Origin of the sequence: Streptococcus infantis (assembly GCF_047465185.1) — a bacterium.
In the GTDB taxonomy this organism is placed as follows: domain Bacteria; phylum Bacillota; class Bacilli; order Lactobacillales; family Streptococcaceae; genus Streptococcus; species Streptococcus infantis_O.
Map to the genome: position 1 here is coordinate 45,050 of NZ_JASHAJ010000001.1, position 26,464 is coordinate 71,513.

Here is a 26,464-nt window from a genome sequence, read left to right on the forward strand (position 1 = left end):
ATTTTCTCTTCGTTTTAAACGCTCTTTGTATCTTAATAATGACAACATACGAAACCTTTGCGGCTGTTTACGATGCTGTGATGGATGATAGTTTATACGATAAATGGACGGATTTTTCCCTCCGGCATTTGCCCAAGACTAAGGAGAGAAAGAAACTCTTGGAGCTGGCTTGTGGTACAGGAATCCAGTCCGTTCGCTTTTCTCAAGCAGGTTTTGATGTAACTGGACTGGACTTGAGCGCGGACATGTTGAAAATTGCTGAGAAGAGAGCTGCTTCAGCCAAGCAAAAGATTGATTTTATGGAAGGCAATATGTTGGACTTGTCCAAGGCAGGTCAATACGACTTTGCCACGTGTTACTCGGACTCAATCTGCTACATGCAGGATGAGGTGGAAGTCGGGGACGTCTTTAAAGAAGTCTATAATGCTCTCAATGAGGACGGGGTCTTCATCTTTGATGTGCATTCGACCTACCAGACAGATGAGGTCTTTCCTGGCTATTCCTATCATGAAAATGCAGAAGACTTCGCCATGCTCTGGGATACCTACGAGGATGCAGCTCCACATTCTATCGTGCATGAGCTGACCTTCTTTATCAAGGAAGCAGATGGTTCCTTTAGTCGTCACGATGAAGTGCATGAGGAGCGTACATACGAAGTCTTGACCTATGATATTTTGCTAGAACAAGCTGGTTTTAAGTCCTTCAAACTCTTTGCGGACTTTGAAGATAAGGAGCCTACAGAAACCAGTACTCGTTGGTTTTTTGTGGCACAAAAGTAGGAGAGCATCATGACCATTATAGGTATTATCGCGGAGTTCAATCCCTTTCATAACGGCCACAAATACCTGCTAGAACAGGCAGATGCGTTGAAAATTGTGGCCATGTCTGGGAACTTCGTGCAACGAGGCGAGCCTGCTATCGTGGACAAGTGGACACGGGCTCAAATGGCACTAGAGAATGGAGCGGACTTAGTTGTAGAATTGCCCTTTTTAGTCAGTGTTCAGGCAGCGGATTTCTTTGGACAAGGAGCAGTAGACATCTTGGCGCAGTTAGGAATTGACAGCCTAGTTTTTGGGACAGAGGAAGTTCTAGATTACCAGAAAATTGCTAACTTATACGCAGAGTGTGGTCAAGAGATGGAGAATTTTGTGGACAATCTACCTGATTCACTCTCCTACCCTCAGAAAACCCAAGCCATGTGGAAGGAATTTGCAGGTCTTGATTTTTCGGGTGATACGCCCAATCATGTCTTAGCTCTTGCCTACGCCAAGGCAGTTGCTGGGAGAGATATCAAACTTCATCCAATCAAGCGTCAGGGGGCAGGGTATCATTCGGTGGACAAGGATGTGGACTTTGCTTCGGCGACAGCCCTCCGTCAGCATCAATCAGACTCAGATTTCTTAGAACGCTTTATGCCTTCTGTTACTATTTTTGAGCAGGCGAGTAAGGTGAGTTGGGATGACTATTTTCCCTTGCTCCGCTATCAAATCTTGTCAAATCCAGATTTAAGTACTATTTATCAGGTCAATCAAGAGATGGCTGTGCGTATTAAGGAAGCCATCAAAATAGCAAAATCTATTGAGGAATTGGTTGAGTTAGTGGCTACCAAACGCTACACCAAGGCGCGTGTGCGACGCCTCTTGACCTATATCTTGGTCCAGGCTAGAGAAAGTGACTTGCCAGAAGCCATTCATGTCCTAGGTTTTACCGAAAAAGGTAGACAACACCTTAAAGCTTTCAAGGAGCAGGTTAATCTAGTTAGCCGAATCGGCAAAGAGCCCTGGGATGCCATGACTCAAAAGGCAGACCAGATTTACCAACTAGGACACCCAAGTATCGCAGAACAAAATTTTGGCCGAGTGCCAATCAGAATCGAAACAAACTAAGTCTACTGAAAGGTGGACTTTTTTCTTATTTTTTGCAAAAAAATCTTTTAAAAAATAGTAAGGTTTAAGAAGCTTATTTTACTAAGGAAAATGAAGATATTGCTCCTAAAAATAACTAAAACAACTTCCATTTAAGGTTTGTTAAAAATATTTTTTTGTGGTAAAATGTATAGGAATGCATGTCATTCGGATAAACAAATAAATTGAGGTAAAAACATGGAAATTATGACAATTGTTATAGTTGTTTTTGCCGTCATCATTGGTTTAGTCATTGGATATGTCAGCATCTCAGTCAAGATGAAATCATCACAAGAGGCTGCAGAGTTGATGCTTTTAAATGCTGAACAAGAAGCAACTAATTTACGAGGACAAGCTGAGCGCGAAGCGGATTTATTACTCAATGAAGCTAAAAGCGAAAGCAAATCCCTTAAAAAAGAAGCACTATTGGAGGCTAAAGAAGAAGCCAGAAAATACCGCGAAGAAGTGGACGCCGAATTTAAGTCAGAGCGTCAAGAACTCAAGCAAATCGAAAGTCGTTTGACGGAGAGAGCTACGAGCCTTGATCGTAAAGACGATAATTTGACGAACAAAGAAAAAACACTTGAACAAAAAGAACAAAGTATTTCTGATAGAGCAAAAAACCTTGATGCACGTGAAGAGCAACTAGAGGAAATTGAAAAACAAAAGCAAGCTGAACTTGAGCGTGTCGGAAGTCTGACCCAGTCAGAGGCAAAAGACATTATCTTAGCTCAAACAGAGGAAGACTTGACCAAGGAAATTGCTAGCCGCATTCGTGAGGCGGAGCAAGAAGTCAAGGAACGTTCTGATAAGCTTGCTAAGGATATTTTGTCCCAAGCCATGCAGAGAATTGCTGGTGAGTATGTAGCTGAGTCTACCAACTCAACAGTTCATCTGCCTGATGATACTATGAAAGGTCGTATCATTGGTCGTGAAGGTCGTAACATCCGTACCTTTGAAAGTTTGACAGGGGTTGATGTCATCATTGATGATACGCCAGAAGTGGTAACCTTGTCAGGTTTTGATCCTATCCGCCGTGAGATTGCCCGTATGACGATGGAAACCTTGCTCAAGGATGGACGTATTCACCCAGCTCGTATCGAAGAGTTGGTTGAGAAAAACCGTCAAGAAATTGATAACCGTATTCGTGAATATGGTGAAGCAGCAGCCTATGAAATCGGTGCACCTAACCTTCACCCAGACTTGATGAAGATCATGGGTCGCTTACAGTTCCGTACTTCATATGGACAAAATGTCTTGCGTCACTCCATTGAAGTGGCTAAGTTGGCTGGTATCATGGCTAGCGAACTTGGTGAAAATGCAGCCCTTGCCCGTCGTGCAGGATTCCTTCATGATATCGGTAAAGCCATTGACCGAGAAGTAGAAGGTAGCCACGTTGAGATTGGTACAGAATTGGCTCGCAAGTATAAAGAACATCCAGTCGTGATTAACACAATTGCTAGTCACCACGGTGATGTAGAGCCTGAAAGTGTGATCGCAGTTCTCGTTGCTGCGGCGGATGCCTTGAGTGCAGCCCGTCCAGGAGCTCGTAGTGAATCACTTGAAAGCTACATCAAACGTCTCCATGATTTAGAGGAAATCGCTAATAGCTTTGAAGGAGTTCAAAATAGCTTTGCCCTTCAAGCTGGTCGTGAAATCCGCATCATGGTAAATCCAGGTCAAATCAAGGACGATAAGGTCACAATCTTAGCTCACAAAGTTCGTGAGAAAATTGAAAGCAACCTCGATTACCCAGGAAATATCAAGGTAACCGTGATTCGTGAACTTCGTGCAGTTGATTATGCAAAATAAATAAGAAAGAGCAGTTGAAAAATTACTGCTTTTTTGTTACACTAGATAGAAAGATTGTAGTAAGCAGAAATGCCTTCACAAAGAGAATTCTGAATGAATTTCCAAAGCATTTCACAAACTATCCAAAGGAGACATCATGGCAGACCGTGGCTTACTAATCGTTTTTTCAGGTCCTTCAGGAGTTGGAAAAGGAACGGTTAGACGAGAAATTTTTGAGAGTTCTGAAAACCAATTCCAATATTCTGTATCTATGACAACGCGGGCGCAACGTCCAGGTGAAGTAGATGGAGTTGACTATTTCTTCCGTACGCGTGAAGAATTTGAAGAATTAATTCGTCAAGGACAGATGTTAGAGTATGCAGAGTATGTAGGCAACTACTACGGAACTCCTCTGACCTATGTCAATGAAACCCTTGATAAAGGGATTGACGTTTTCCTTGAAATTGAAGTACAGGGAGCTCTTCAGGTCAAGAAAAAAGTTCCAGATGCAGTCTTTATCTTTTTGACACCACCAGATTTGGAAGAATTGCAAGATCGTCTCGTAGGCCGTGGTACCGATAGCGCAGAAGTGATTGCCCAACGTATCGAAAAAGCCAAAGAAGAAATTGCTTTGATGCGTGAGTACGACTATGCTATTGTCAATGATCATGTTCCTCTTGCCGCAGAACGTGTCAAACGTGTGATTGAAGCAGAACATTTCCGCGTCGATCGTGTCATCGGTCACTACCAGGATATGCTACCAAAGTCTCCAACTATTCGATAAACTATAGAAAACAGGTACAAACAAATGATGCTTAAACCCTCTATTGATACCTTGCTTGACAAGGTACCATCAAAATATTCACTCGTCATCTTGGAAGCAAAACGTGCTCACGAATTAGAAGCTGGAGCAACTCCAACACAAGAATTCAAATCTGAAAAATCTACACTTCGTGCCTTGGAAGAAATTGAATCAGGGAATGTAACCATCCACCCAGATCCAGAAGGGAAACGCGAAGCTGTTCGTCGTCGTATCGAAGAAGAAAGACGATTGAGAGAAGAAGAAGAAAAGAAAATCAAAGAGCAAATCGCGAAAGAAAAAGAAGAAGGTGAAAAAATTTAAGGTTGGGGGGACTCAATCTTATTTTTTCTATTGCAAGAATACTCAATCAATTAAAACGATTTAAGAAGAGAAGGAGGTGAAGGATATGGCTATTGCAAAAATCATTGTGGATGTTCCCTTGATGCAGACGGATCAACCATACAGTTATAAGGTCCCTGAGGAATTTGTAGACATGCTGGAAGTTGGTATGCGGGTTCATGTGCCTTTTGGGAAGGCCAATCGCTTGATTCAGGGAATTGTTCTTGGAATGGAACAAGAATCTGATGTAGATGTGGCAGATGAGGACTTGAAAGAAATTGCTGAGGTGCTGGATTTTTCTCCTGTCTTAACGGAGGAACAACTCTGGCTGGCCGAAGAACTACGTAAGTCAGTTTTTTCATACAAGATTTCTATTCTAAAAGCTATGCTTCCAGGATTTTTGAATTCTAGCTATGATAAAATCCTCTATCCTCTGGAAGGCTTGAGTCAGAAAGACAGAGACCGTTTGTTTGGATCGCAAGAATCCTTAGCATTTTCATCTCTAGACTTAGAAAAGCAGGCCGAGATGATGCGATTGACTCGCAAAGGACTTTTGAAGTTTGAGTATCAGGCTATAGACCAGAAGAAGGTCAAAACACAGTCTTGGATTCAAGTGAATCTTGACAAATTAGAAAAGCTAGAAATCTCAAACCGTGCCAAGAAGAAATTGGAACTGCGAGATTATTTATTAGCACATCCAGAAAGTACTCCTTTGGCTACTTTGTTAGAACTTTACTCTCGGGAACAAGTTAACTTCTTTGTGGAACAGGGAGCTTTGACGATTCTTCAAAAGGAAGTTCAACGTTCAGCTACCTACTTTGAAGGAATCGAGTCAAATCAAGCCTTAGAGTTAAACCCAGAGCAAAAACAAGCCTGTGAGGCGGTTGTTGGAGCGATTGGTAAGAAACATCCTCCCTTTCTTCTACAAGGAATCACTGGAAGTGGGAAAACCGAGGTTTACTTGCAGATTATCCAAGGTGCTCTGGACATGGGGAAAACAGCGATTGTTCTAGTTCCGGAAATCTCTCTGACACCTCAAATGACCGAGCGCTTTATTGCTCGGTTTGGTGAGCAAGTCGCCATTCTCCACTCTGGCTTGTCAAATGGTGAAAAGTATGATGAGTGGCGCAAGGTGGAGCGTGGAGATGCTCAGGTAGTTGTTGGGGCCAGGTCTGCTATTTTTGCACCTTTGAAAAATCTAGGGGTTATCATTATCGATGAAGAGCACGAGGCTAGCTATAAGCAAGACAGCAATCCTCGTTACCATGCTAGAGATGTGGCTCTTTTACGGGCTCAGTACAATCAAGCTGCCCTAGTCCTTGGTTCTGCAACACCGAGTCTAGAAAGCCGTGCGCGTGCTGGTAAGGGTGTCTATCAACATCTACGTCTAACTCAACGTGCCAATCCTTTAGCAAGCATTCCTGAGGTTCAACTCATTGACTTCCGTGATTACATTGGGCAGAATGAAACATCAAACTTTACACCACCACTGATTGAGGCCATTCAAGATCGACTGGATAAAAAAGAGCAGGTTGTTCTCATGCTCAATCGTCGTGGTTATTCTAGCTTTGTCATGTGCCGGGAATGTGGGACAGTTGATACCTGTCCTAACTGCGATATTTCTCTGACACTGCACATGGATACTAAGACTATGAATTGTCATTATTGTGGTTTTTCTAAGGAAATCCCCCATGTCTGTCCAAACTGTCAGAGTCGTAGCATTCGTTACTATGGAACAGGGACTCAGAAGGCCTATGACGAGCTGGCTGAACTCTTTCCTCAAGCACGGATTCTGCGCATGGATGTGGATACCACTCGTAAAAAGGGTAGCCACCAAGCCTTACTTGAGCAGTTCGGGAAAGGCGAGGCTGATATTTTACTTGGCACCCAGATGATTGCCAAGGGCTTGGATTTTCCAAATGTGACCTTGGTTGGTGTTCTCAATGCGGATACGGCTTTAAACCTTCCTGATTTCCGTTCTTCTGAGAGAACCTTCCAACTCTTGACCCAGGTGGCAGGTCGCGCCGGTCGTGCTGAAAAGGCAGGTCAGGTCTTGATTCAGTCTTATAATCCTCAGCATTATGCCATTCGATTCGCCAAGGATCAGGATTACGAAGGTTTTTATGCCTATGAAATGGGCATCAGACGTCAGTTGGGTTATCCACCTTATTATTTCACTATTGGAATCACCTTATCTCATAAAAAAGAAGAAGAGGTTCTTAGACGTGCTTATCAAGTCATGGAGATTTTGCGGTCAGGTTTATCGGATGCTAGTGTAATTCTAGGTCCGACGCCAAAACCTATCGCTCGTACTCATAACCTCTACCACTACCAAATTTTGATTGAATACCGTTTAGAAGATGAGTTGGCTTCTACCCTTAATCAGGTCTTAGCCCTAACTCAAGAACGTGAAAATAGCGAACTTCGTCTCAGTATTGACAACGAACCGCAACAATTTTTATAGAAGGAGAAAAGATGACAAAACTAATCTTTATGGGAACTCCCAATTTTTCAGCAACTGTTTTAAAGGGGCTTTTGTCAGATGACCGATACGAGATTGTAGCTGTTGTAACGCAGCCAGATCGTGCGGTTGGACGTAAAAAAGTTATTCAGGAAACCCCAGTGAAACAAGCTGCCAAAGAGGCAGGCCTACCTATCTACCAACCAGAAAAATTATCAGGTAGTCCAGAAATGGAAGCTATCATGAATTTGGGAGCTGACGGGATTGTGACTGCAGCTTTTGGACAATTTCTCCCAAGTAAACTCCTTGATAGCATGGATTTTGCAGTCAACGTTCATGCTTCGCTTCTTCCAAAGCACCGTGGTGGAGCTCCTATCCATTATGCCTTGATTCAAGGTGATGAGGAGGCAGGAGTAACCATTATGGAAATGGTCAAGGAAATGGATGCAGGGGACATGATTTCTCATCGCAGTATCCCAATTACTGATGAGGATAATGTTGGAACTTTGTTTGAAAAATTGGCCATTGTTGGGCGTGATTTGCTTTTGGATACCCTACCTGCTTATATAGCTGGTGAAATTCAGCCTCAACCGCAAGATCCAAGCCAAGTAACTTTCTCACCAAATATTAAACCAGAGGAGGAAAAACTGGACTGGAACAAGACCAACCGTCAACTTTTCAACCAAATCCGTGGGATGAATCCATGGCCAGTTGCTCATACCTTCCTCAAGGGAGAACGCTTCAAAATCTATGAAGCTCTGCCTGTAGAAGGTCAGGGTAATCCGGGTGAGATACTCTCCATCGGTAAGAAAGAATTGATTGTCGCAACGGCAGAAGGAGCTCTATCTCTCAAACAGGTTCAACCAGCAGGAAAACCTAAAATGGACATTGCTTCCTTCCTCAACGGTGTTGGACGAAGTTTGGCTGTAGGAGAACGATTTGGTGACTAAAGTAGAAACGGCTAGAAACTTAGCCTTAAAGGTGCTAGAGGATGTCTTTGTCAATCAAGCCTACTCCAATATCGCCTTAAATAAACACCTTAAGGGAAGTCAACTGTCAGCAGCAGACAAGGGCTTAGTGACAGAGCTTGTTTATGGAACCGTAGCTCGTAAACTAACTTTAGAATGGTATTTGTCTCACTTTATTGAAGATAGAGACAAGATAGACAGCTGGCTCTATGTTTTGCTTCTCATGAGCGTCTACCAACTCCAATACTTGGATAAGCTTCCTGATCATGCAGTGGTCAATGAAGCGGTAGAAATTGCAAAACTTCGTAAAAAGGGTAGCGAAAAACTGGTCAATGCAGTCCTTCGCCGTATCTTGCGAGAAGGTTTGCCAGATATTGCCAGTATCAAACGTAAAAATAAGCGTGATTCTATCGCCTACTCTTTGCCAGTGTGGTTAGTTTCTAAGCTCAAGGAAGAGTATGAAGAAGAACGGGCGCAAGAAATTTTTGAGAGTCTTTTGCAACGCAATAAAGCCAGTATCCGTGTGACAGATTTGAGCCGAAAAGAGGAAATTAAAGCTCTGCTTGATGCAAGTGATTCTGCTTTATCAGCTTCTGGTCTGGTTAAAGAGCAGGGGCATTTTGCGGGTCATGACTTGTTTGCTGAAGGGGCTATTACTATCCAGGATGAGTCTAGTCAACTGGTTGCGCCAACTCTTGATTTACAAGGAGAGGAGCAGGTTTTGGATGCCTGTGCAGCTCCGGGTGGGAAAACAGCCCATATGGCATCTTATCTCACGACAGGTCAGGTAACAGCTCTAGATCTCTACGACCATAAACTCAATTTGATTCAAGAAAATGCCCAGCGTTTAGGCGTAGCAGACCGTGTTCAAACACAAAAATTGGATGCCCGAAAGGTTCACGAGTTTTTTGGTAAGAATCAATTTGATAAGATTCTTGTTGATGCCCCTTGCTCAGGGATTGGTCTATTGCGTCGAAAACCAGATATCAAATACAACAAAAACACTGCTGATTTCGCGTCATTACAGGAAATTCAGTTGGAAATATTAGGTAGTGTTTGTCAAACGCTACGTAAAGGTGGTATAATAACTTATAGTACCTGCACTATTGTCTCTGAGGAGAACTTTCAAGTGGTTCAAACATTTTTAGAAAGTCATCCAGAGTTCGAGCAGGTTAAACTAGAACACGAATGCAAGGATATTCTAAAAGACGGCTGTATCCTCATTACTCCTGAATTGTATGGAAGTGATGGATTCTTTATTAGCCAATTTCGTAAGATATCCAATTAGGAAGGAACTGACACAATGGAGATTTCATTATTAACAGATGTGGGTCAGAAACGTACAAATAATCAAGACTATGTCAATCTTTTTGTCAATCGTGCCGGTCGCAAGATGATTATCTTGGCTGATGGGATGGGAGGACACCGAGCAGGTAATATTGCAAGTGAGATGGCAGTTACGGACTTAGGTGTTGCCTGGGTAGATACTCAGATTGATACCGTGAATGAAGTTCGTGAATGGTTTGCAGAACACCTAGAAATCGAAAATCAAAAGATTTATCAATTGGGGCGTGATGAAGCATATAAAGGGATGGGTACAACTCTAGAAGCCCTTGCAATCATTGATAACCAAGCCATCTATGCTCATATTGGTGATTCTCGTATCGGCTTGGTTCGTGGAGAAGAGTACCAACAATTAACGAGTGATCATTCATTAGTCAATGAGTTGCTCAAGGCAGGTCAATTAACACCTGAAGAAGCTGAAGCGCATCCGCAAAAAAATATCATCACCCAGTCTATTGGACAAAAAGATGAGATTCAACCTGATTTAGGGATTGTAAGCTTGGAACCTGGTGACTATATCGTTATGAACAGTGATGGTCTCACGAATATGATTTCAGGTAGTGAAATCTATGACATCGTGACAAGTGATATTTCACTTGAAGACAAGGCGGCAACCTTAGTACGTTTTGCAAACAATGCCGGAGGGCTTGATAACATTACTGTTGCCTTGATTGCGATTGAGGAGGAATCAGAATGATCCAGATCGGCAAGATATTTGCCGGACGATATCGGATTATCAAACAAATTGGCCGTGGCGGGATGGCAGATGTCTACCTGGCCAAAGATTTGATTCTGGATGGGGAAGAGGTAGCGGTGAAGGTCCTGAGGACCAACTACCAAACGGATCCAATCGCTGTTGCACGTTTTCAGCGTGAAGCACGTGCGATGGCGGACCTAGATCATCCTCATATCGTTCGAATTACGGATATCGGTGAAGAAGACGGTCAACAATATCTAGCTATGGAATATGTAGCTGGGCTTGACCTCAAACGTTATATCAAAGAACACCACCCTCTATCAAACGAGGAAGCTGTTCGTATCATGGGTCAAATTCTCTTGGCTATGCGTTTGGCGCATGCAAAGGGGATTATTCACCGTGATTTAAAACCGCAAAATATACTCTTGACTCCTGATGGAACCGCAAAAGTTACTGACTTTGGGATTGCAGTGGCCTTTGCAGAAACCAGTTTGACACAGACCAACTCCATGTTGGGTTCTGTTCACTATCTATCACCTGAGCAGGCGCGTGGTTCTAAGGCGACCATACAGAGTGATATTTATGCAATGGGAATTATCTTTTTCGAAATGTTGACAGGTCATATTCCTTATGATGGAGATAGTGCTGTGACCATTGCACTTCAGCATTTCCAAAAACCACTTCCTTCGGTCATTGCAGAAAACCCATCAGTGCCACAATCCTTGGAAAACGTAGTTATAAAAGCGACAGCTAAAAAGTTGACAGACCGTTATCAAACTGTCTCAGAGATGTATGTTGACTTATTGAGCAGTCTTTCTTATAACCGTCGAAATGAACCAAAACTGGTATTTGAAGATACAAGTAAAGTTGACACAAAAACCTTACCGAAAATTTCACAATCTACTTTAACAGCGATTCCTAAAGTGCAACCAAAGGAAGAAAGTCCTCAGAGCCAAAAGCCGACTCAAAAGGCAACTAGTAAAGAAACTGTTGCAAAACCAGTCAAGAAACGTCGTTTTAAAGCGAGGTATTTGGTGCTTTTAGCTAGCTTTATACTTGTTTTGGCTTCTCTCTTTTGGATAGTATCCAAAACACCAGCAACTGTTGAAATTCCAAATGTTGCTGGACAAACTGTAGCAGAAGCTAAGGAAAAACTTAAAAAAGCTAATTTTGAAATTGGCGAGGAAAAGACTGAAGCTAGTGATACGGTAGAAGAAGGCCGGGTGATTCGAACGGATCCAGATGCTGGTTCGTCTCGTAAAGAAGGTATTAAAGTTAATCTCATTATCTCTTCAGGTCAGCAATCGTTTAAGATTGGAAATTATATTGGACGCAAATCTACGGACGTCATTGCAGAGTTGAAAGGGAAAAAAGTTCCTGAAAATCTCATCAAGGTTGTAGAAGAAGAATCAAGTGAAACAGAGGCAGGACTTGTTATGAGACAGAGTCTGCCAGAAGGAACCACTTATGATCTTAGTAAGGCGACAGAGATTACCTTGACAGTAGCCAAGAAGGTAACTAGCGTTCCTATGCCAAGTTATATTGGATCAAGTCTTGAATTTACTAAGAATAACTTGATTCAGATAGTTGGTGTAAAAGAAGCTAATATTGAAGTGGTAGAGGTCTCTACAGCTCCAGAAGGAACTGCTGAGGAAACTGTTGTCAGTCAGAGTCCAAAACCAGGTGAAGGTGTAGATTTGAATACAACTCGTATCAAGATTTCTATCTATAAACCGAAAACAACTACAACAACAAATCCATCACAAGGGAACCCTTATCGTGGAGAAACATCTCCACAGATTAGAGAACCACAGACTAATCAAACTACCACAACTTCAGATATCCATCAAGGTGAGAACTAATCAATCTTTGTCACAGTTTTTGTGGCAAAGATTTTTTTTCCTTAAAATTTATGATAAAATAAAAGGAGTTTAAAAAGGAGGGGAACATGGACGAATCAAAAAAACTGAATGCAGTCATTGATGTCATTATGTTAGCAGGTACAATTCTGCTTCGTAATGGTTCTGAAATCTATCGTGTCGAAGACACCATGATTCGAATTGCTCATTCACAAGGCATCATGGATTGTAATGTTTTGGCCATGCCTGCAGCTATTTTTTTCTCCATTGAAAATACAAATATCTCTCGAATGAAACGAGTAACCTCCTCTGCCTATAATATTGAGAAGGTGTGTGATGTCAACCAGATTTCACGACAACTTGTATCGGGACAGCTTGATTTGGAGACAGCCTTTATCCAATTAAAGGAATTGAATGCCAAGGCATCTCCCTACACCAATGTTCAGCTAACTGCTGCAGCGACCCTTAGTGCTCCCTTCTTCTCTATCATGTTCGGGGGGAATGTCTACGATGCCATTGGTGCAGGAGTAGCAACCATATTTGCTTTCACCTTTTCTCTTTACGTAGAAAAATTTATTCGTATTCCCTTTATGACAGCTTTTGCAGGTGCTCTTGTTTTTGGTTTGATTGCACAATTTTGGGCTCGCTATTCTGGCTTTCCTTCGACAGCCGATTTGGTCATTGCAGGTGCGGTCATGCCATTTGTACCTGGAATTGCTCTGACCAATGCTGTTCGAGATATTATGACCAATCACATTAACTCTGGTATGAGCAAGATGTTTGAATCCTTGCTGGTTACCCTTGCCTTAGGGGCAGGCACCTCTGTCGCCCTCCTACTCATGAACTAATATGACTCTAACAACATTTTTATTGCAGGCTTTAGCTAGTCTGTTAGCTATTATTACTTTTTTAATCGTTTTAAACGTTCAACGTTCTATGCTCATTCCTGGTGGAGTTTTGGGAATGTCAATCTGGTTGCTCTATCTAATACTCAAGGAGCCAACTAATGTTATTTTGGCGACCTTTATTGCCGCTGTAATTGGTTCTTGTATCAGCCAGATTATGAGTATTATCTACAAAACACCAGCCGTTGTTTTTACTTTAGCCATCTTGGCTCCGCTGGTACCAGGGTATCTATCTTATCGAACGACTTCATTTTTTGTGACAGGTGACTATAGAAACGCCATTGCCAGTGCAATGTTGGTGATGATGTTGGCCCTTGTTATCTCTATAGGAATGGCCAGTGGGACAGTCATACTCAAGTTGTATTACTATCTCAAAAAGAATCGAGCTAGCTAAGACTCGATTTTTTCGTTGGTAGAGTGGCTGAAAGAACATGAATAGGAAGATGGAAATGAACTTGATTTGGGGAATCAAGTCTTTTTTCGCTCATTTGACCTCAATTATGATAAAATAGAGGTGAACGAATTTTTATAATGAATGATAAAAATAGAGGTAAATATGAAAATCGGTATTGATAAGATTGGTTTTGCAACCAGTCAATACGTTTTGAAATTACAAGATTTAGCAGAAACTCGAGGGACTGATCCTGAAAAATTGAGTAAAGGGCTCCTTTTAAAAGAATTGAGTATTGCTCCTTTAACAGAGGATGTTGTTACCTTGGCTGCTAGTGCAGGAAATTCTATCCTGACTGAAGAAGAGAAGCAAGAGATTGATATGGTTATCGTAGCGACAGAATCAGGAGTCGATCAAAGTAAGGCAGCTGCGGTTTTTGTACACGGTTTGCTTGGAATTCAACCTTTTGCTCGTAGTTTTGAAATCAAGGAAGCTTGCTATGGTGCAACTGCGGCTCTTCACTATGCTAAGTTACACGTAGAAAATTCTCCAAAATCAAAAGTGTTGGTACTAGCTAGTGATATTGCAAAATATGGTGTCGAAACTCCTGGTGAACCAACCCAAGGAGCAGGCTGTGTTGCCATGTTGATTAGTCAAAATCCACGTGTTATGGTCTTCAACAACGATAACGTTGCGCAGACTCGTGATATCATGGACTTTTGGCGTCCAAATTATTCAACGACACCATTTGTAAATGGAGTATATTCAACACAGCAGTATTTGGATAGCTTAAAAACGACTTGGGAAGAGTACCAAAAGCGTTATGATTGTGACTTGAATGATTTTGAAGCTATTTGTTTCCATTTGCCATATCCAAAGCTAGCTCTCAAGGGATTGAAAAAAATTCTTGATAAATCTCTACCTCAAGAGAAAAAGGATTTACTTCAAAAACACTTTGATGAGTCCATTATTTATAGCCAAAAAGTTGGGAATATCTATACAGGTTCACTCTTTTTAGGCCTCTTGTCTCTTCTTGAAAATTCTGATAGTCTTAAAGCAGGGGACAAGCTAGCTCTCTATAGCTATGGTAGTGGTGCTGTATCTGAGTTCTTCAGTGTGGAATTGGTTGAAGGCTATGAACAGCAATTGCAGAAAAATCGCTTAGAATTGCTAGACCAGCGTCAAGTATTGAGCGTAGATGATTATGAACGAATCTTCTTTGAGGAAGCAAACTTGGATGAGTCTGGTTCTGCAACCATGTCAGGCTATGAGGGACAAGACTATGCTCTGGTTGAGATTGTAGAACACCAACGTCGCTACAGCAAGGTTGAAAAATAATGAAAAAAAATTGGAATGGATTTGCTAAAAAAACAATTCAAGAGCGCCTAGAGTTCGTTAAGTCTCAGGCGCTTACTTCTATCGAATCCCAAGAGAGTCTTGAACAAAACGAAAATCTCAGTCTAGCAGTAGCGGACCAATTGAGTGAAAATGTGGTAGGAACCTTCTCACTTCCATACTCAATCGTTCCAGAAGTTCTGGTAAATGGTCAAGAATACACAGTTCCCTATGTGACCGAAGAGCCATCTGTTGTAGCTGCAGCTAGTTTTGCTAGTAAGATTATCAAACGTGCGGGTGGTTTTACTGCTCAGGTTCATCAACGCCAAATGATTGGTCAGGTAGCTCTTTATCAGATTCCGGATAGAGAGCGAGCTTGCCAGGCTATTTTGAGTCAGAAAGCAGAGCTACTCGAACAAGCAAACCAAGCCTATCCCTCCATTGTCAAACGGGGTGGTGGTGCTCGTGATTTAAAGGTTGAGAAAATTTCTGGTGAGACGGACTTTTTAGTGGTTTATCTCCATGTAGATACTCAGGAAGCCATGGGCGCCAATATGCTCAATACCATGCTTGAAGCTTTAAAACCTAGTCTAGAGGCTATCAGTCAAGGACAAAGCTTAATGGGGATCCTATCCAACTATGCCACAGATTCGTTAGTAACAGCAACTTGTCGGATTGCCTTTCGTTATTTGAGTCACCAGAAGGATGAAGCGCGTGAACTGGCAGAAAAAATGGTATTAGCCAGTCAGTTTGCCCAAGCAGATCCTTATCGAGCAGCCACTCATAACAAGGGTATCTTTAATGGCATTGATGCTCTCTTGATTGCTACTGGAAATGATTGGCGTGCTATTGAAGCGGGAGCGCATGCCTATGCGAGCCATGATGGCGCCTATCGAGGTCTCAGTCGTTGGACTATCGATTTGGGAACAGAAGAACTCATTGGAGAGATGACCATGCCGATGCCGGTTGCTACCAAGGGTGGATCAATTGGTCTCAATCCTCGAGTCGTTCTCAGCCATGAGTTGCTAGGTCATCCATCTGCCAAAGAATTGGCTCAAATTATCGTTTCGATTGGTCTTGCACAGAATTTTGCAGCCCTTAAGGCTTTGGTCAGTACAGGTATTCAGCATGGACACATGAAACTTCAGGCAAAATCGTTAGCGCTTTTAGCAGGTGCGACTGAGGCAGAAGTGCCTAAGTTGGTAGAAAGCTTGATTGCAGAAAAAACTTTTAATCTAGAAAAAGCACAGACTCTTTTGAAAAAATTAAGATCATAAGAAAAACTCAGACGAAACTAGTCTGAGTTTTTTGTTTATACTCAATGAAAATCAATGAACAAACTAGGAAGCTAGCCGCAGGTTGCTCAAAACACTGTTTTGACGTTGTAGATGGAAGCTGACGTGGTTTGAAGAGGTTTTCGAAGAGTATTAAATACTTTTTCCAGGTAAGAGACTAACCGGCAAGAAATAACCAGTGGTAGCAACCTCTTTACCTTCAATTTTTTGCAGTAGCAAATCAACTGTCAGGCGAGCAATCTCTTCCATAGGTTGTTTAATGGTAGTGAGGTGAGGATAGAAATTCTCAATGAAATAAGTCCCGTCATATCCGATCACTTTGAGTTGTTCAGGCACAGAGATACCAAGTTCCTGAGCAATTTTAATAACCAAAATAGCAGTTAAATCATCAGAGGCGAAAATCGCATCTGGTTTTTGTTTGGTCAAGATATTTTTAATTTCCATTTCCTTACGAAGGGGTGAAAAATCACTGGAAACATTGATAATAGGAGCCTTTGGCAAGATTGAAGCAAAACCAGCATGACGAAGTCCAGTTGGGGAATTGGAGTTGTCATTACCTGTAATCATGATGATAGATTTGGCTCCAGTTTTAGCCAAGGTCTGAGCGGCTAGGACTCCGCCAGCATAGTTATCGGAAGAAACGACAGGTATGTCTGGTGATAGGTTACGGTCAAATGAAATGATCGGAGCGGTTACGCGATTGTAATCCTCAATCCCAAGGTTGTGACTTCCCGAAATGATGCCGTCCACCTGGTTGGCTTCTAGCATTTCGATGTATTCGCGTTCTTTTTCTGAATCATGCTCACTATTACAGATGATGGTCTTGTAACCTTTTTTGAAGAGTTCGTGTTCCAATTTATCAATCAATTCAGCATAGAAAACATGGCTGATTTTAGGGAAAATCAAACCGATTAACTTGGCTGATTTTCCTTGAAGACTTCGAGCTAGGTTGTTAGGTTTATAGCCCAGCTCACGCATGGCTTCATTGACTTTTTGAATGGTTTTTTCTGACAGATAACCCTTTTTGTTGATGACACGTGAAACAGTAGTAGGGCTGACGCCAGCTAGTTTTGCGACATCAGTTAGTTTTGCGACCATATTCTAATTCGTAGTATGTTCCAGTTGGGTTTCCAGATTTAATGAGGATTCCATTTTGATCTTCGTGAGGGAAGACACGACCAGAAAATACCTTTTCTCCTTTATTGATGAAGATTTCAAAGACTGAGTTGTCGATGAAGATATTGACAGTAGTTGCTTGATTAGTAACTGAGCAAGAGCGAGTAGTTCCAAATTCTTGAGCATATTGCTCACCTGCTTGACTGCGGTCGACGGTTACTTGGCCATTGACAAGATCGAAATTGATAGAGAGCCCCTTGCCGTCTTTATCAGCAAGAAGGATGATTTCACTTTGGCTATTAGCTTCTAAGTTTAGTTCAAGTTCGTAGGTGTTCTTAGTTTCAGAACGATTTGAAAATTCCTCTTTTGAAGCACGGAGGTCCTTGATGGCTGCTACAGGATACTGATAGAGTTTTCCATCTTTAATAGTTAATTCTTTGACCAATGAGAAAGTTCCTTGGTGATCAAAGTGATCAGATGGATAAGAAACATCTGGTAAGCCAAGCCAACTTACTGCTAAGGCACGTCCATCAGGAGCATTGAAGGCCTGAGTGGCATAGGCTTCGAAACCATAGTCTAGATTGTGTAGTTCAGACACATCTACCAAACGAGCATTTTCAGGGTCGAAGGAAGCACCAATTTTATACATATTTGGATAGATATTGTCATAGTCAAGAACTTTTTTATCCAAACCTTGTGGACAGTAGAGAAGGACAGGTTGTTCTCCGACAAAGACAAGATTTGGGCACTCCATCATATAGGCAGTACGGTCATTGTTGAAGTCCAAATCACCAACTTCTTGCCAGTTTGTATAATCGTTATCGACTGCTTTGTAGAGACGGACAAATCCTTTTTTCTCCAAGTCCTGACCGCCGACGATAGCATAGTATTGTCCTTTAAAGTTAAAAATTTGTGGATCACGGAAGTGGTCAGTAGCATCAGCTGGTTGATCAATTAAGATTTTATCAATCTTTTCGATTTTTCCATCCTTATCCATTAAGGCACCAATCTGATAAGGGTGACGCACCCAGTTTTCATCACGGACATTTCCTGTATAGAATAGGAACAATTGATCACCAAACTGCATAGCAGATCCAGAGTAAGCGCCGTGGCTATCAAGTGGAGTATCAGGTAAGATTTTTACACCTGTTTCAGTAAAGTGAACCAAGTCGTCGCTTTCAAGCTGAACCCAAGATTTCAAACCGTGAGCTGCACCAAAGGGGAAGTTTTGGTAAAAGACAACCCACTTGCCATCAAAGTAAGAGAAACCGTTTGGGTCGTTAAGGAGTCCTTCCTTTGGTTCAATGTGATAGCTGACATGCCATGGGGATTGTGCCATCTTTTCTTGGATTTCTTTTCTTTCTTCTTGTGTCCAATCTTCATAACGTCTGTAACGACGTTCAGTAGTCCATTCCATTTATATTCCCTCCATAAATTCTACTATCTTTATAGTAAACGTTTCCTTTTAAAAAAGCAAGTCTTTTATCATAAAATTAAGAAAAAAATGTCAAACGATTGACAGAAACGGATTGAAGGATTTTATGAAAATAAATGAAAAAATGAAAGAATTTGCAAAAAAATATTTAAAAACCTCACAATAATAGGTAAAATATTGCTTTTTTTATTTAAAAAACATCAAAAACAATCAAAAAGTTCAAAATGCTAAAATTTTTTCTGCAAAACGCTTGACATATTTTAAAAACATGATAGAATTATATGCGTAGGGCGGATAAAATCGCTTTCAAACATTTTACAAATTTTTTATAAGGAGATTTTTGCAAATGACGAATACAGAAATTGCAAAAAAAGTCATCGAAGCCTTAGGTGGACGTGAGAACGTTAATAGTGTAGCTCACTGTGCGACTCGTCTTCGCGTTATGGTTAAAGATGAAGCGAAAATTAACAAAGATGCTATCGAGAGCTTGGAAAAAGTTCAAGGTGCTTTCTTTAACTCAGGTCAATACCAAATCATCTTTGGTACTGGTACAGTAAACAAGATGTACGATGAAGTCGTAGCTCTTGGTTTGCCAACTTCAACAAAAGCTGAAATGAAAGCAGAAGCTGCTAAACAAGGAAATTGGTTCCAACGTGCCATCCGTACTTTCGGTGACGTCTTCGTTCCAATCATTCCAGTTATCGTAGCAACTGGTCTCTTCATGGGTGTTCGTGGTCTCTTGACTGCTCTTGGAATGACACTTCCAGAAGATGTGACAACTTATACTCAGATCTTGACTGACACTGCCTTTATTATCTTGCCAGGTTTGGTTGTTTGGTCAACTTTCCGTGTATTCGGTGGTAACCCAGCCGTTGGTATCGTTCTTGGTATGATGCTCGTTTCTGGTTCACTTCCAAATGCCTGGGCTGTTGCGTCTGGTGGTGAAGTAACTGCAATGCAGTTCTTCGGATTTATCCCAGTTGTTGGTTTGCAAGGTTCAGTTCTTCCAGCTTTCATTATCGGGGTTGTTGGAGCTAAGTTTGAAAAAGCAGTTCGTAAGGTTGTTCCAGATGTACTTGACCTCTTGGTAACACCGTTTGTAACACTCCTTGTAATGTCAATTCTTGGATTGTTTGTTATCGGACCAGTCTTCCACGTTGTTGAAAACTACATCCTCATTGGAACTAAAGCTATTCTTAACTTGCCATTCGGACTTGGTGGTTTCTTGATTGGTGGAGTTCACCAATTAATCGTCGTATCAGGTGTTCACCACATCTTCAACTTGCTTGAAGTTCAATTGCTTGCTGCTGACCATGCTAACCCATTTAACGCTATCATCACAGCTGCCATGACTGCTCAAGGTGCTGCGACAGTAGCCGTTGGTGTGAAAACTAAAAATCCTAAACTTAAAACACTTGCTTTCCCAGCTGCTCTTTCTGCCTTCCTAGGTATTACTGAGCCTGCTATCTTCGGGGTTAACTTGCGTTTCCGTAAACCATTCTTCCTTTCATTGATTGCTGGTGCAATCGGTGGTGGATTGGCATCTATCCTTGGACTTGCTGGTACTGGTAATGGTATCACAATCATCCCTGGTACAATGCTTTACATTGGTAATGGACAACTTCTACAATACCTTCTTATGGTAGCTGTATCATTTGCACTTGGTTTTGCTCTTACTTACATGTTTGGTTACGAAGATGAAGTAGAAGAGGTTGCAGGAGCAATTTCTGAAGCTGAAACTGACCGTTTAACAGAAGAAGCAGTAACTGGTGCTGTTGTTGCACCAAGCGAAGGTGTCATCCAAACACCAATCGTTGGTGACGTTGTTGCTCTTTCAAATGTGAATGACCCAGTATTCTCAAGCGGAGCTATGGGACAAGGTATCGCCGTAAAACCAAGTGAAGATGTCGTTTACGCACCAGCTGATGCTGAAGTAACAATCGTCTTCCCAACTGGCCATGCTTATGGATTGAGAACAGCTAATGGTGCTGAAATCTTGATCCACGTTGGTATCGACACTGTTTCAATGAACGGTGAAGGCTTCAACCATAAAGTTGCCCAAGGTGACAAAGTTAAAGCTGGAGATGTTCTTGGAACATTTGACTCAGCTAAGATTGCCGCTGCAGGACTTGATAACACAACTATGGTTATCGTAACAAACACTGCAGACTTTGCTTCAGTAAATCCAGTTGCTTCTGGATCAGTTGCTAAGGGGGATGCAATCATCGAAGTTAAAGCTTAATACTCTTCGAAAATCAAATTCAAACTGCGTCATACTCGCTTTGCCGTACTCAAGTACTGTTCGCAGCTCGATTCCTAGTTTGTTCTTTGATTTTCATTGAGTACACTACTTTCGATTTAATAGATCAAAAAACGAACAAATGTCATGTTTGTTCGTTTTTGATTGAATGGTAAAATTTACAGAGGAAAATCTAAAATATTGAGCAATTTTCAGTCTGGAAATATGCTATAATAAAGAAAATAAATACAAGAGGTTAATCATGACAAAACTATACGGAAGCTTGGAAGCGGGCGGTACAAAATTTGTCTGTGCTGTCGGAGATGAAAACTATAACGTTGTAGAAAAAGTACAATTTCCTACAACAACACCTATTGAAACAATCGATAAAACGATTGAATTCTTTTCAAAATTTGATAATCTTGCAGGACTTGCAATTGGTTCATTTGGTCCAATCGATATCGATAAAAACTCAAAAACTTACGGATTTATCACAACAACTCCAAAACCTAACTGGGCAAATGTAGACTTGCTTGGTGCTCTTCGTCGCGCTCTAAACGTGCCTATGTATTTCACGACAGACGTAAACAGTTCTGCCTACGGTGAAGTGGTTGCTCGTAATAATGCCGGCGGTCGTATCGAAAACTTGGTTTATTACACAATCGGTACAGGTATCGGTGCAGGTGTTATCCAACGTGGCGAGTTTATTGGCGGTGTTGGTCACCCTGAGATGGGCCATTATTATGTGGCTAGACACCCAATGGATATTGAAAAAGAATTTAAAGGTGTTTGTCCTTTCCATAATGGATGTTTGGAAGGTTATGCGGCTGGTCCAAGTTTGGAAGCTCGTACAGGTGTTCGTGGGGAAAACATTGAACTCAACAACTCTGTTTGGGATGTTCAAGCCTATTACATTGCTCAAGCCGCAGTGAATGCGACTGTAACTTTCCGTCCAGATGTCATCGTCTTTGGTGGTGGGGTTATGGCTCAACAACATATGCTTGACCGTGTACGTGAGAAATTCACAGCCCTACTCAATGGCTACCTCCCAGTTCCAGATGTACGTGACTATATCGTGACTCCAGCTGTTGCTGGCAATGGTTCAGCTACACTAGGAAACTTCGTTCTTGCTAAGAGCGTTGCAAAATAAGAATATAAAAAACTCCCAACTGAGAAAGTTGGGAGTTTTGCTTTAGTCTTTTTCTATTTTTGTTTCCTGATGGAAAATATTTTGCCAAGTTTCGTGGCGGCGCCAGATACTGGTATGAATGGTATCACCGACTTGGTAGCGGATGAGTTTAGTCTTTTGACTGATAGAAGTTAGATGAAGCTCCTTGATAGCAGAGGTCAATTCTTTTTCAGCCTTATAGGCTCCCTTGTCTAGTTCTTGTCCGTCTTGGCGGATAAAAATAAAATCTTCAGCAAGTAATTCCTCCAGTTGATTTCCTTGGTCAATCAGTTGCTCTCTCATGAGCAATTTTTTATAGACATTATCTAGGATTTCATCCTCAGGGATTGGTGCTGGTTCGATATGAATGTCTGTATCAAAGACACCAAAGCGTTCTGATAACATGGATTCGACCTGGTCCGCAATTTCGTGACTTTCAAAAACAGACAGATCTGGGTTCATTTCAAGTGTGATGTCCAGATAAATATTGCTTCCGTAGGTACGACCCCTTTGAGATTTGACCTTGCTAATCTTAGGAATTTCCATGATAGCCTTTTGGTAATCTTCTAGCAAGTGTTCATCAAAACCATCAGAAAGGCTGAAGGATGACTCGATAAAGATATCATAGGCAGTCTTGAGGATAAAGAAGGTAATGATGATAGCGACCAACTTATCCACAATTGGATAGTTGAAGCTACTAGCCAGGATAGCAATAGAAGTTCCAAGAGATGTTACGGCATCTGATAGATTGTCCTTTGCTGCAGCCTTGAGGGCCTTGGATTTAGACTGTTTGCTCAGATGGGTATTGTAGAGATAAACAGCAAACATGATGATGGCAGAGATGACTCCCAGAGTCGCCCCAAGTGGGTCGATGACGGTTTGCTCTCGGCTGAGTATTTTTTGGATGGTGTCACGTAGAACATCAAAGCCAACGTAAAACATGATGATGGAAGTGATGAGACTTGCCAAGTCCTCGATTTTCCAGTGACCGAAGCGATGGTCCCTGTCTGCCGGTTGGCGAGCCAAACGAATTCCGATTAGAAGGGCAACATTTCCAACAATATCTGAAACGTTGTTAAAGCCATCAGCCACCAAACTGGATGAATGGAGGAGGTGTCCGGTCGCTAGCTTGGCTGCAGACAAGAAAAGATAAGTCAAAATGCTGATAATGGCACCACGCTCAGCTAATTTTAAGTTTGAAATCGATTGATTCATCTAACTCCCCTTCTAGCATTCTAGTATTCTATCATTATACTGGTTTTCCAAGGAAATTTCAAATGGAGCATGAACTAACTCCACCCCAGCACTTGAAAACTTTTGAAATTCTGATATAATAGAACTACTCAAGGGAGTAGCTGGCGGGTATCCGCGATAGTGTCGTCATTCCGAATTATTTCCGGCACTATATTAAACAGCGAGACTTGTTTTTTTAAAAAACAGGTCTCTTTTTTTGTAAAAGAGGCCAAAAAGGAGGAGACTGTTTTGTCAAAAGAACAAAATAAAGACTTGTTTTACACGCAATCTTCTGAGGAAGTCCTAAAGAATCTGGACTCATCTGTTGAAGGTTTGTCAACTGCTCAAGCTCAAGAACGCTTAGCGACTTATGGTCGAAATGAGTTAGAAGAGGGCGAAAAACGTAGCCTACTAGCTAAATTCCTTGATCAATTTAAGGATTTGATGATCATCATCTTGCTAGCAGCAGCCACACTTTCTGTGATTACAGAAGGAATGGATGGTTTAACAGATGCTCTTATCATCTTGGCCGTAGTTGTCTTGAATGCAGCCTTTGGTGTTTACCAAGAAGGGCAAGCAGAAGCAGCGATTGAAGCATTGAAAAATATGTCTAGCCCAATGGCCCGTGTTCGTCGTGACGGTCATGTCATTGAGATTGACTCAAAAGAATTGGTACCCGGAGATATCGTCTTGCTTGAAGCGGGAGATGTCGTGCCTGCAGATATGCGTTTGTTTGAAGCAGCTTCTCTTAAAATTGAAGAAGCAGCTCTTACAGGGGAGTCTGTGCCAGTTGAAAAAGATGTGACAGGACTTGTTGAAGCAGATGCTGGTATCGGGGATCGTGTTAACATGGGTTACCAAAACTCAAACGTAACATACGGTCGTGGTATTGGTGTCGTGACCAACACTGGTATGTATACAGAAGTTGGTAAGATTGCAGATATGTTGGCTAATGCCGATGAGACTGAAACACCATTGAAGCAAAGCTTGGAACAATTATCTAAAGCCTTGACTTACTTAATCGTTGTGATTGCGGTCATTACTTTCTTAGTTGGTGTATTCGTTCGTGGAGAGCATCCATTAGAAGGCTTGATGGTTGCGGTAGCCCTTGCGGTTGCGGCGATTCCAGAAGGACTTCCTGCCATTGTAACCATCGTTCTATCATTGGGAACTACAACTCTTGCAAAACGGAATTCAATCGTCCGTAAATTGCCAGCTGTTGAGACTCTAGGTTCAACAGAAATCATCGCGTCTGATAAAACAGGTACTTTGACTATGAACCAAATGACGGTTGAAAAGGTTTATACCAACGGTCAATTGCAAAGTTCGGCATCTGAAATTGCTGCTAACAACAATACGCTACGTATCATGAACTTTGCCAATGACACCAAGGTGGACCCATCTGGCAAGCTGATCGGGGATCCAACGGAGACAGCTCTTGTACAGTTTGGTTTGGACCACAACTTTGATGTTCGTGAAGTCTTGAAGGATGAGCCACGTGTAGCTGAATTGCCATTTGACTCAGACCGTAAACTCATGTCTACCATTCATAAGGAAGCAGACGGTTCTTACTTTATCGCTGTCAAGGGTGCGCCTGACCAACTGCTCAAGCGCGTGACGCGTATTGAAGTCAATGGGGAAGTTCGTCCTATCACGGATGAAGATAAGAAAGCTATCCTCGCTACCAACAAAGACTTGGCTAAACAAGCCCTTCGTGTCTTGATGATGGCTTATAAGACAAGTAACGAAATTCCAACCTTGGAATCTGAAATTGTTGAGTCTGACCTCATCTTCTCTGGTTTGGTCGGAATGATTGACCCTGAGCGCCCAGAAGCTGCAGAAGCTGTTCGTGTCGCTAAGGAAGCGGGTATCCGTCCAATCATGATCACAGGTGACCACCAAGATACGGCTGAAGCTATTGCCAAACGTCTTGGAATCATTGATCCAAATGATACAGAAGACCATGTCTTCACTGGTGCTGAGTTGAATGAACTCACTGATGAAGAATTCCAAAAAGTCTTCAAGCAATACTCTGTATACGCACGTGTATCACCTGAGCACAAGGTTCGGATCGTGAAAGCATGGCAAAAAGAAGGCAAGGTTGTTGCCATGACAGGTGATGGAGTCAACGATGCGCCATCACTTAAGACAGCTGACATTGGTATCGGTATGGGGATTACAGGTACAGAGGTTTCTAAGGGTGCTTCTGATATGGTCCTTGCTGATGACAACTTCGCAACCATTATCGTAGCGGTTGAAGAAGGACGTAAGGTCTTCTCAAATATCCAAAAATCCATCCAATATCTCTTGTCTGCTAATATGGCTGAGGTCTTCACTATCTTCTTTGCAACCTTGTTTGGTTGGGATGTGCTTCAACCAGTGCATTTGCTATGGATTAACCTAGTAACAGATACACTACCAGCTATCGCCCTTGGGGTAGAGCCTGCTGAACCAGGTGTCATGACTCACAAACCTCGTGGGCGTAAGTCTAACTTCTTTGATGGTGGTGTCTTCGGAGCAATCATTTATCAAGGGATCTTCCAAACCATGCTAGTTTTAGGTGTTTATGGTTGGGCTCTTCTCTTCCCAGAGCACCAAAGTCATACTGAAATCCATGCGGATGCCCTTACCATGGCTTTTGCAACTCTTGGTTTGATCCAATTGCTCCATGCCTTTAACGTCAAGTCTGTTTACCAATCAATCTTTACGGTTGGACTCTTTACAAACAAGACCTTTAACTGGTCTATCCCAGTTGCCTTTGTCCTCTTTGTGGTGACAATTTTGGTTCCTGGATTTAATAATCTCTTCCACGTGTCACATTTGAGTTTGACTCAATGGATGGTGGTTGCTGTAGGAGCGCTTATGATTGTAGTCCTTGTTGAGATTGTCAAAGCAGTTCAACGAGCACTTGGAAAAGATAAAAACGCTATTTAAACATTGAAAAGTCATCTTTGGATGGCTTTTTGTTTTATATAAAGATAAACTGAAATAATACTCAATGAAAATCAAAGAGTAAACTAGGAAGAGAGCCGCAGGTTGCTCAAAACACCGTTTTGAGGTTGTGGATAGAACTGACGAAGTCAGTAACACATATACGGCAAGGTGAAGCTGACGTGGTTTAAATTTGATTTTCGAAGAGTATAATTTTGTGCTATGATCAAGGAGAACGATATGGTATGGAG

At 41.9% G+C, this 26,464-nt stretch carries 20 protein-coding genes; 17 read left to right on the forward strand and 3 right to left on the reverse strand.

Translation table 11 applies throughout. From position 1 onward, the window contains the following. Positions 1 to 38 precede the first annotated feature (38 nt). From QM382_RS00280 to QM382_RS00345, 14 genes are all read left to right on the forward strand, one after another. Entirely contained in the window at positions 39 to 779 is a 741-nt protein-coding gene (locus QM382_RS00280) for a class I SAM-dependent DNA methyltransferase (protein ID WP_414272055.1), read from the forward strand. Between the two features lie 9 nt (positions 780 to 788). Then, positions 789 to 1,886 (forward strand): nucleotidyltransferase, encoded by a 1,098-nt coding sequence (locus QM382_RS00285; protein ID WP_414272056.1) that lies wholly within the window; start codon positions 789 to 791, stop codon positions 1,884 to 1,886. 216 nt (positions 1,887 to 2,102) lie between these two features. Then, the gene (locus QM382_RS00290) at positions 2,103 to 3,716 is read left to right on the forward strand and encodes a ribonuclease Y (RefSeq protein ID WP_004251393.1); all 1,614 of its coding nucleotides are present in this window, start codon (positions 2,103 to 2,105) and stop codon (positions 3,714 to 3,716) included. Between the two features lie 136 nt (positions 3,717 to 3,852). Next, on the forward strand, positions 3,853 to 4,479 hold the full coding sequence (gmk, locus tag QM382_RS00295; RefSeq protein WP_000775049.1) for a guanylate kinase: 627 nt from the start codon (positions 3,853 to 3,855) through the stop codon (positions 4,477 to 4,479). Between the two features lie 24 nt (positions 4,480 to 4,503). Further along, on the forward strand, positions 4,504 to 4,818 hold the full coding sequence (gene rpoZ, locus QM382_RS00300; protein WP_004251389.1) for a DNA-directed RNA polymerase subunit omega: 315 nt from the start codon (positions 4,504 to 4,506) through the stop codon (positions 4,816 to 4,818). A gap of 85 nt (positions 4,819 to 4,903) precedes the next feature. Continuing rightward, positions 4,904 to 7,300 carry a primosomal protein N' gene (locus tag QM382_RS00305; RefSeq protein ID WP_414272057.1) on the forward strand — a complete coding sequence of 799 codons (2,397 nt, stop codon included), beginning with the start codon at positions 4,904 to 4,906 and terminating at the stop codon, positions 7,298 to 7,300. 11 nt (positions 7,301 to 7,311) lie between these two features. Beyond that, on the forward strand, positions 7,312 to 8,247 hold the full coding sequence (fmt, locus tag QM382_RS00310) for a methionyl-tRNA formyltransferase (RefSeq protein ID WP_414272058.1): 936 nt from the start codon (positions 7,312 to 7,314) through the stop codon (positions 8,245 to 8,247). Further along, complete coding sequence (gene rsmB / locus QM382_RS00315) at positions 8,240 to 9,553, forward strand: 16S rRNA (cytosine(967)-C(5))-methyltransferase RsmB (protein WP_414272059.1); 1,314 nt, start codon at positions 8,240 to 8,242, stop codon at positions 9,551 to 9,553. The genes fmt and rsmB overlap by 8 nt, the downstream gene beginning before the upstream one ends. 15 nt (positions 9,554 to 9,568) lie before the next feature. Continuing rightward, positions 9,569 to 10,306 (forward strand): Stp1/IreP family PP2C-type Ser/Thr phosphatase, encoded by a 738-nt coding sequence (locus tag QM382_RS00320; RefSeq protein ID WP_414272060.1) that lies wholly within the window; start codon positions 9,569 to 9,571, stop codon positions 10,304 to 10,306. Further along, positions 10,303 to 12,168 carry a Stk1 family PASTA domain-containing Ser/Thr kinase gene (gene pknB / locus QM382_RS00325; protein WP_414272061.1) on the forward strand — a complete coding sequence of 622 codons (1,866 nt, stop codon included), beginning with the start codon at positions 10,303 to 10,305 and terminating at the stop codon, positions 12,166 to 12,168. The genes QM382_RS00320 and pknB overlap by 4 nt, the downstream gene beginning before the upstream one ends. Before the next feature lie 86 nt (positions 12,169 to 12,254). Continuing rightward, positions 12,255 to 13,013 (forward strand): threonine/serine exporter family protein, encoded by a 759-nt coding sequence (locus tag QM382_RS00330; RefSeq protein WP_016465513.1) that lies wholly within the window; start codon positions 12,255 to 12,257, stop codon positions 13,011 to 13,013. Between the two features lies 1 nt (position 13,014). Continuing rightward, complete coding sequence (locus QM382_RS00335; protein WP_414272062.1) at positions 13,015 to 13,464, forward strand: threonine/serine exporter family protein; 450 nt, start codon at positions 13,015 to 13,017, stop codon at positions 13,462 to 13,464. Between the two features lie 162 nt (positions 13,465 to 13,626). Next, entirely contained in the window at positions 13,627 to 14,799 is a 1,173-nt protein-coding gene (locus tag QM382_RS00340; RefSeq protein WP_414272063.1) for a hydroxymethylglutaryl-CoA synthase, read from the forward strand. After that, a complete protein-coding gene (locus QM382_RS00345) occupies positions 14,799 to 16,073 on the forward strand; it encodes a hydroxymethylglutaryl-CoA reductase, degradative (protein WP_414272064.1) in 1,275 nt (424 codons plus the stop codon). Before QM382_RS00340 ends, QM382_RS00345 begins: the two co-directional genes overlap by 1 nt. A gap of 150 nt (positions 16,074 to 16,223) precedes the next feature. On the opposite strand, the gene QM382_RS00350 is transcribed toward QM382_RS00345, so the two are convergent. Further along, entirely contained in the window at positions 16,224 to 17,189 is a 966-nt protein-coding gene (locus tag QM382_RS00350) for a LacI family DNA-binding transcriptional regulator (RefSeq protein ID WP_414272065.1), read from the reverse strand. After that, positions 17,170 to 18,624 (reverse strand): sucrose-6-phosphate hydrolase, encoded by a 1,455-nt coding sequence (locus QM382_RS00355; protein ID WP_414272066.1) that lies wholly within the window; start codon positions 18,622 to 18,624, stop codon positions 17,170 to 17,172. Before QM382_RS00355 ends, QM382_RS00350 begins: the two co-directional genes overlap by 20 nt. 364 nt (positions 18,625 to 18,988) lie before the next feature. Here QM382_RS00355 and QM382_RS00360 point away from each other — a divergent pair, with 364 nt between their 5' ends. Both QM382_RS00360 and scrK read left to right on the forward strand, forming a co-directional pair. Then, a complete protein-coding gene (locus QM382_RS00360) occupies positions 18,989 to 20,884 on the forward strand; it encodes a sucrose-specific PTS transporter subunit IIBC (protein WP_414272067.1) in 1,896 nt (631 codons plus the stop codon). Between the two features lie 259 nt (positions 20,885 to 21,143). Next, the gene (scrK, locus tag QM382_RS00365) at positions 21,144 to 22,031 is read left to right on the forward strand and encodes a fructokinase ScrK (RefSeq protein WP_006148929.1); all 888 of its coding nucleotides are present in this window, start codon (positions 21,144 to 21,146) and stop codon (positions 22,029 to 22,031) included. 42 nt (positions 22,032 to 22,073) lie between these two features. On the opposite strand, the gene QM382_RS00370 is transcribed toward scrK, so the two are convergent. Next, positions 22,074 to 23,264 (reverse strand): cation diffusion facilitator family transporter, encoded by a 1,191-nt coding sequence (locus QM382_RS00370; protein ID WP_414272068.1) that lies wholly within the window; start codon positions 23,262 to 23,264, stop codon positions 22,074 to 22,076. 267 nt (positions 23,265 to 23,531) lie between these two features. On the opposite strand from QM382_RS00370, the gene QM382_RS00375 reads away from it, so the two are divergent. Next, positions 23,532 to 26,216, forward strand: coding sequence for a cation-translocating P-type ATPase (locus tag QM382_RS00375; RefSeq protein WP_414272069.1), 2,685 nt, complete (start codon positions 23,532 to 23,534; stop codon positions 26,214 to 26,216). Positions 26,217 to 26,464 lie beyond the last annotated feature (248 nt).

Coding starts and splice junctions, on each gene's coding strand:
- scrK (WP_006148929.1), top strand. CDS start 21,144: ATGACAAAACTATACGGAAGCTTGGAAGCGGGCGGTACAAAATTTGTC.
- QM382_RS00360 (WP_414272067.1), top strand. CDS start 18,989: ATGACGAATACAGAAATTGCAAAAAAAGTCATCGAAGCCTTAGGTGGA.
- QM382_RS00305 (WP_414272057.1), top strand. CDS start 4,904: ATGGCTATTGCAAAAATCATTGTGGATGTTCCCTTGATGCAGACGGAT.
- QM382_RS00370 (WP_414272068.1), bottom strand. CDS start 23,264: ATGAATCAATCGATTTCAAACTTAAAATTAGCTGAGCGTGGTGCCATT.
- pknB (WP_414272061.1), top strand. CDS start 10,303: ATGATCCAGATCGGCAAGATATTTGCCGGACGATATCGGATTATCAAA.
- gmk (WP_000775049.1), top strand. CDS start 3,853: ATGGCAGACCGTGGCTTACTAATCGTTTTTTCAGGTCCTTCAGGAGTT.
- QM382_RS00345 (WP_414272064.1), top strand. CDS start 14,799: ATGAAAAAAAATTGGAATGGATTTGCTAAAAAAACAATTCAAGAGCGC.
- QM382_RS00335 (WP_414272062.1), top strand. CDS start 13,015: ATGACTCTAACAACATTTTTATTGCAGGCTTTAGCTAGTCTGTTAGCT.
- QM382_RS00280 (WP_414272055.1), top strand. CDS start 39: ATGACAACATACGAAACCTTTGCGGCTGTTTACGATGCTGTGATGGAT.
- QM382_RS00320 (WP_414272060.1), top strand. CDS start 9,569: ATGGAGATTTCATTATTAACAGATGTGGGTCAGAAACGTACAAATAAT.
- QM382_RS00285 (WP_414272056.1), top strand. CDS start 789: ATGACCATTATAGGTATTATCGCGGAGTTCAATCCCTTTCATAACGGC.
- fmt (WP_414272058.1), top strand. CDS start 7,312: ATGACAAAACTAATCTTTATGGGAACTCCCAATTTTTCAGCAACTGTT.
- QM382_RS00290 (WP_004251393.1), top strand. CDS start 2,103: ATGGAAATTATGACAATTGTTATAGTTGTTTTTGCCGTCATCATTGGT.
- QM382_RS00340 (WP_414272063.1), top strand. CDS start 13,627: ATGAAAATCGGTATTGATAAGATTGGTTTTGCAACCAGTCAATACGTT.
- QM382_RS00330 (WP_016465513.1), top strand. CDS start 12,255: ATGGACGAATCAAAAAAACTGAATGCAGTCATTGATGTCATTATGTTA.
- QM382_RS00355 (WP_414272066.1), bottom strand. CDS start 18,624: ATGGAATGGACTACTGAACGTCGTTACAGACGTTATGAAGATTGGACA.
- QM382_RS00350 (WP_414272065.1), bottom strand. CDS start 17,189: ATGGTCGCAAAACTAACTGATGTCGCAAAACTAGCTGGCGTCAGCCCT.
- rpoZ (WP_004251389.1), top strand. CDS start 4,504: ATGATGCTTAAACCCTCTATTGATACCTTGCTTGACAAGGTACCATCA.